General features: G+C 65.2%; 7 protein-coding genes. 5 read left to right on the top strand and 2 right to left on the bottom strand.

Going from position 1 to position 5006, the window contains the following annotated elements:
• From glmS to alr, 5 genes are all read left to right on the top strand, one after another.
• The coding region (gene glmS, locus RMN73_RS05815; RefSeq protein ID WP_309602377.1) for a glutamine--fructose-6-phosphate transaminase (isomerizing) at positions 1-1061 on the top strand (1061 nt) is incomplete at its 5' end.
• A 40-nt stretch (positions 1062-1101) separates the two neighbouring features.
• Complete coding sequence (locus RMN73_RS05810) at positions 1102-2325, top strand: bifunctional alpha/beta hydrolase/OsmC family protein (protein WP_309602376.1); 1224 nt, start codon at positions 1102-1104, stop codon at positions 2323-2325.
• A 17-nt stretch (positions 2326-2342) separates the two neighbouring features.
• Positions 2343-2495 (top strand): hypothetical protein, encoded by a 153-nt coding sequence (locus RMN73_RS05805; protein ID WP_405051539.1) that lies wholly within the window; start codon positions 2343-2345, stop codon positions 2493-2495.
• A complete protein-coding gene (locus RMN73_RS05800) occupies positions 2492-2863 on the top strand; it encodes a GFA family protein (RefSeq protein ID WP_309602375.1) in 372 nt (123 codons plus the stop codon). The genes RMN73_RS05805 and RMN73_RS05800 overlap by 4 nt, the downstream gene beginning before the upstream one ends.
• Before the next feature lie 22 nt (positions 2864-2885).
• Positions 2886-3914 (top strand): alanine racemase, encoded by a 1029-nt coding sequence (alr, locus tag RMN73_RS05795; protein WP_309602374.1) that lies wholly within the window; start codon positions 2886-2888, stop codon positions 3912-3914.
• Here the strand turns inward: alr and nth are convergent.
• Both nth and dapB read right to left on the bottom strand, forming a co-directional pair.
• The gene (nth, locus tag RMN73_RS05790) at positions 3883-4548 is read right to left on the bottom strand and encodes an endonuclease III (protein ID WP_309602373.1); all 666 of its coding nucleotides are present in this window, start codon (positions 4546-4548) and stop codon (positions 3883-3885) included. The genes alr and nth overlap by 32 nt on opposite strands.
• Positions 4545-5006: 4-hydroxy-tetrahydrodipicolinate reductase (dapB, locus tag RMN73_RS05785; protein WP_309602372.1), on the bottom strand; the 462-nt coding region annotated here is incomplete at its 5' end. The genes nth and dapB, both read right to left, overlap by 4 nt.

Raw genomic sequence — 5006 nt, 5'->3', positions numbered from 1 at the left:
AGATTTTCGAGCAGCCGATCGTCGTCGCGCAGACGCTGCAAAGCTATGTCCGGCCGTTCGAGGGCCAGGTCGCGCTACCCGATTTCGGGTTTGACCTGGGATCGATTGAGCGGGTCACGATCGTCGCCTGCGGCACGTCTTATTACGCCGGGATGGTCGCCAAATATTGGTTTGAGCGGTTCGCGCGGGTGGCGGTCGATATCGATGTGGCGAGCGAGTTTCGCTATCGCGACCCGGTGCTTGAGGCGGGCGGGCTGGCCTTGTTCATTTCGCAAAGCGGCGAGACCGCCGACACGCTTGCCGCGCTGCGCCACGCGCGCGCCGAGGGGCAGGTCATCGCGGTGGTGGTCAACGTCCCGACCAGCTCGATGGCGCGCGAGGCGGATCTGCTGCTGCCGACTCACGCGGGGCCGGAAATCGGGGTTGCCTCGACCAAGGCGTTCACCTGCCAGTTGGCGGTGCTTGCCGCGCTGGCCGCCAATTTGGCGCGGGCCAAGGGGCGGCTGAGCGCGGCAGAGGAGCGCGACATCGTCGAGCATCTCCAGGAAGCCCCCGAGGCGATCAGCGATGCCTTGGCGCATGACGAGGACATCAAGGCGATCGCGCCGCTTATCGCCCCGGCGCGCGACGTGCTCTATCTCGGGCGCGGGCCGGACTATCCAATGGCGCTGGAAGGCGCATTGAAGCTCAAGGAAATCAGCTACATCCACGCCGAGGGCTATGCCGCGGGCGAGATGAAACATGGGCCGATCGCCTTGATCGACGATGCGGTGCCGGTGATCGTCCTCGCGCCGTCCGGGCCATTGTTCGAGAAGACGGTGAGCAACATGCAGGAAGTGCGCGCGCGCGGCGGCAAGATCGTGCTGATCAGCGACGCGCGCGGGATCGCGGAAGCGGGCGAGGGCTGCATGGCAACAATCGAAATGCCCGAAGTCCATCCTTTGATCGCGCCGTTGGTGTACGCGGTGCCGGTGCAGTTGCTGGCGTACCACGTCGCGGTGCTGAAGGGCACGGATGTCGACCAGCCGCGCAATCTGGCGAAATCGGTGACGGTGGAATAGAAATCTTCGGCATGTACCTAAACGGGGCAGGAGCGAGGCTGTGATCAGGACCGAACAGCTTCGTTTCGCCGGAGCGCATGGGCAAATGCTCGACGGGCGGATCGAGCGACCGCGCTATGGAGCGTCGCGCGGGGCGGCAGTGTTTGCGCATTGCTTCACCTGTACCAAGCAAAGCCGCGCCGCGACATTAATCAGTCAGGCGCTGGCGGCCAAGGGCCTGACCGTGCTGCGCTTCGACTTTACCGGCCTGGGGGGGAGCGACGGGGAGTTTTCGTCGGCCGGCTTTGCTTCGAACATCGACGACCTGGTGGCCGCAGCCGACGCGTTGCGCTTGGCGGGGGATATCCCGGCGCTGCTGATCGGGCACAGCCTGGGCGGCGCGGCGGTGATCGCGGCGAGCGAGCGCATCGCCGACGCCAAAGCGGTGGTGACGATCGGCGCGCCCTTCGAAGTCGAACATGTGCTCCACCAATTGGGCGACGGCCTGTCGGCGGTCGAGGAGCATGGCGAGGCTGACGTCAGTATCGGCGGGCGGTCGTTCCGAGTCAGCCGCGATTTCATCACCCAGACCCACAACCAGCCGCAGGCGATGCGGCTGGCCGTGCTCGACAAGGCGCTGATGGTGATGCACGCGCCGGACGACGACATCGTGGATCTCGACAATGCGAGCCGCATTTACACGGCGGCACGGCACCCCAAGAGCTTCGTCGCGCTAGACGGGGCAGATCATTTGCTGACCGCCAACGGGGCCGCGCTTTATGCCGCCGAGGTGATCGCCGCCTGGGCTTCGATCTATATCACCGCCGACAAACCCATAGCGGCGGACAAGCCGATCGAGGGCGTGGTGCGGGTAGAAACGGCGGGCGGCAAGTTTGCCCAGACGGTGTCGACCCCGACGCACGCGTTCATCGCCGACGAGCCAATGTCCTATGGCGGCAGCGACGATGGGCCGAGCCCCTATGATTTGCTGCTGGCGGCGCTTGGCACGTGCACGTCGATGACGATCAAGATGTATGCCGATCGCAAAGGCATTCCGCTCGACAAGGTGATCGTCGAGCTCGAGCATGACCGTCATCACGCCGCCGATTGCGCGTCCGACGTGGTCGGCGGCGAGGCCAAGATCGAATCGATCGATCGCGCGATCGAACTGATCGGCGACCTGACCGAGGATCAGCGCCAGCGCCTGATCGAAATCGCCGACCGCTGCCCGGTCCACCGAACGCTGGAAGGTGATCTGCATATCCACACGACCCATGTGAAATGAGGACGGGCGGAGGCTTCATGGCGACAATCGAAATGCCCGAAGTCGACCCGCTCATCGCGCTGTTGGTCTATGCGGTGCCGGTGCAATTGCTGGCCTATCATGTCGCGGAACTGAAGGTGACCGATGTGGATCAGCCTCGAAATTTGGCGAAGTCGGTGACGGTGGAATGAAGGCTAGCGGCGGATGCCATTGCCGGGCCGTCCGCTTTTCGGCGGTGTTGCCGGCCGCACCGGTGCCCGCGCTAGACTGCAATTGCTCGGTTTGTTCGATGACCGGGTTTTTGCACATCATCGTCCCGCATGCGGATTTCACGCTTGAGCAGGGCGCCGAGGCGTTGACGTCCTACCGCTTTGGCAGTGGCGCGGCGGAGCATTTGTTTTGCTCGGTGTGCGGGGTGAAGAGCTTCTACCAACCGCGCAGTCACCCCGAGGCATGGAGCGTCAATGCGCATTGCCTCGATGCGCCGGTCAAGCTGGCGATCGCGGCATTCGATGGACGCAACTGGGAAAAAGCGAAAGTGGCGCTCGACGGACATTAGCGTGCTGGCTAGGGCTGGTCAGATGCACCACGCGCTCCGCCTTCGTCTCGACTCTACCGCGCTTGTCGCCAATTGGCGGTGGCTGCAGCGTGTCAGCGGGACTCGCGCAGGCGCGGCGGTCAAGGCGGATGGCTATGGACTTGGCGCGCGCGCGGTCGTGCGGCTGCTGGCCGGGGTGGGGTGCCGCGATTTCTTCGTCTCGAGCTGGGCCGAAGCCGAGGCGCTGGGGGCGCTGCCCGAGGGCGCGGGCCTGAGCGTGCTTCACGGGGTCGGGCCAGACGACGTTGCGGCGGCACTGGCGAGCGAGGCACGGCCGGTGCTCAACACGCCGGGGCAGGTGGCGCGCTGGAAGGAGATTGCGCCGGGGCGGGTGTGCGATGTGATGGTCGATACCGGAATGAACCGGCTTGGACTGCGGATGGACGAAGTGCGTCTCGCCGACGGCCTGACTATCGACACGCTGATGAGCCACCTGGCGTGCGCCGACGAGGACAGCGCGATGAACGCGGCGCAGCTCGAGCAGTTTCGGGCCGTCGCCGATGCGATTCCGGCGCAGCGACGGAGTTTGGCCAATAGCGCGGGGATTTGCCTGGGGCCGGACTATGGCTTCGATCTCGTCCGGCCGGGGCTGGCGTTATATGGCGGTGTGCCGCGTGCCGAGGCCGAAGGGCGGATTGCGCAGGTCGCCTTTCCGGAGGCCGAGGTGATGCAGCGTCGAACAGTAAAGGCGGGCGAGACGATCGGCTATGGTGCGACGTGGACAGCGGCGCGGGACACCGAGGCGGCGATTTTAAACATTGGTTATGCCGATGGCTATTTGCGCTGCTTTGCGGGGAATGGCGGGGCGTGTGTTGGTGGTATTGCGCTGCCACTGCTTGGACGCGTGTCGATGGATCTGGTGGCGGTGGATTGCTCGCGCGCTTCATCGCTTGGCGAGGGCGATTGGGTGACGATGGATTATGCTTTGCCCGAGGCGGCGGCAGCGAGCGGGCTGTCGCAATATGAGCTGCTGACCGGGCTTAGCCAGCGGCTGGAGCGGGTTTGGTTTTAGGCACCGGGGTCTTGGGTTTGTAGACGCACAAATCCACGACCTGGCAGCGCCAGCACTCCGGCGTGCGCGCCTTGCAGATGTACCGGCCGTGGAGGATCAGCCAGTGGTGCGCGTGGCTGAGGAACGGCGCGGGCGTGATCTTTTCCAGCTTGAGTTCGACCGCCAGCGGGGTCTTGCCCTTGGCAAGGCCGGTGCGATTGCCGACGCGGAAGATGTGCGTATCGACCGCGATCGTCGGTTGCCCGAAGGCGACATTGAGCACGACATTGGCAGTCTTGCGGCCGACCCCGGGCAGGGTTTCGAGCAAATCACGGTTGGCGGGGATTTCGCCTCCGTGAAGGTCGACGAGGATGCGCGCGGCGGCGATGACGTTTTTGGCCTTGGTGTTGAACAGGCCGATGGTCTTGATGTGATCGCGCAGGGCTTCCTCGCCGAGATCGAGCATCGCTTCTGGGGTCGTCACCTTCGCGAACAGCGCGCGCGTCGCCTTGTTGACCCCGACATCGGTGGCCTGCGCGGAGAGCGCGACCGCAACCAGCAGGGTGTAGGGGTTCACATATTCAAGCTCGGTCTGCGGCGAGGGATCGCCCTCCGCCAGTCGGCGGTAAAATTCGAACGCGTCGGCCCTGTTCATGCCGCCTCGATCACGTCCCGCATGGTGTAGAGGCCCGGGGCCTTGCCGATCAGGAAGCGCGCGGCGGTGACGGCGCCGCGAGCGAAGATGACGCGGTTCTCGGCGCGGTGAGAGAGGATGATCCGCTCGTCACGGCCCAGGAACAAGACATCATGGTCGCCGGCCACCGTTCCACCGCGCACTGCCGAATAGCCGATCAGGCCGGGCGCGCGCTCAGGGCCGGTGCCGCAGCGGCCGATCTCTTCCTCGGCATTGACGCCGCGGCCTTGCTCGACCGCCTTGCCGAGGTGGAGCGCGGTTCCGCTTGGGGCGTCCTTCTTCTTATTGTGGTGGATTTCGACGATCTCGGCATCCCAATCGTCCGGACCGAGCACGCGCGCGGCACGCTCGACCAGGTCAGCCAATAGGGCGACCCCGAGCGAGGTGTTGGGCGCAACGAGCACCGGCACGACCTCGGC

It is taken from the genome of Sphingomonas sp. (assembly GCF_031372575.1).
Classification (GTDB): Bacteria; Pseudomonadota; Alphaproteobacteria; order Sphingomonadales; family Sphingomonadaceae; genus Sphingomicrobium.
The sequence above is the reverse complement of the archived record's forward strand: the minus strand, read 5'-3'. Positions and strand labels throughout refer to the sequence as shown.